Here is a 1,032-nt window from a genome sequence, read left to right as displayed (position 1 = left end):
TTGGGCGCAGCGGCTGCCATTACCTTTTTGCCGACAGCGGTAGAGCCAGTATATAGCAGATGATCAAAGGGCAGCTTGCTAAATTCTTCGGCAATCTCAACTTCGCCTAATACGACAGAGACCATATCGGGCGAAAAATAATGTGCGACTAGTTTTGCAAAGGTTTCAGCAAACTTGGGCGCCGCTTCACTCATCTTAATCATGATGCGATTGCCTGCGGTGAGTGCATCAATCATCGGTCCTATCGCCAAAAACAGCGGATAATTCCATGGCACCATGATACCGACCAGTCCTAAAGGCTGCGGCTGAATCTCATTGTGCGCGGGACGATACAAAGCGGATATCGGCATGCGCTGCGGTTTCATCCACTTTTTACCATGCTTTTTGGCGTGAGTGATACCCGTAAAGCTTGGAAACAGCTCAGCGAACTGCGTCTCAGACTGGCTGCGATAGCCAAAATCTTCACTAATAGATTTGGCAATCTGATCTTGATTATCACTAAGCAGTAGCTCGAGGTTATCAAGTTGCGTCTCACGCTCGTACCAGTCATTAATCGGCTGGCTACGACTGAGGGCTTGCATACGAGTGAACTGCGCTTGCATCTCTTCAACGGTATTGATAATGCTCATAGTGCGACCTGTGTGCGTCTGTGTATTATCTTGAGTGATTACATCATTATCTGTCATTTGTCTTCCTTGTCATGTCTAGAGTAAGTGAACCCCAGCCAGTGTGAGCCACTGTCAGTTGCTGCTTAATGTATCGCAAGCCTATCGCAATGAAAAGTGTATTTGGCGTACTGGTAGGTTTGTATAGTAGAATAAAACGAGCTGTCCTTTATCGGAGCTGCTACACTCGGTAGTGACCCTCCTCATCTCATAAAGTTGCTCTTTATTGCGGTTATCTCTCTTTATTAGGACTATAAGCGCAATTTAAAGCACAAACTATAAACGCTAAGACTGTGACGACTATGCAAAATTATACGCACCCAACCAGTGATACCCTGATTATTAGATCATTGTCTAAAGCTGACTA

1 protein-coding gene is annotated in these 1,032 nt (G+C 45.5%); it reads right to left on the bottom strand.

Annotated elements, in window-relative coordinates; genetic code table 11:
* On the bottom strand, positions 1-686 hold a 686-nt coding region (locus ACTXGO_RS14550), incomplete at its 3' end, for an aldehyde dehydrogenase family protein (RefSeq protein ID WP_443575022.1).
* Positions 687-1,032 lie beyond the last annotated feature (346 nt).

The sequence above is a fragment of the Psychrobacter sp. T6-1 genome, from assembly GCF_052258445.1.
The sequence above is the reverse complement of the archived record's forward strand: the minus strand, read 5'-3'. Positions and strand labels throughout refer to the sequence as shown.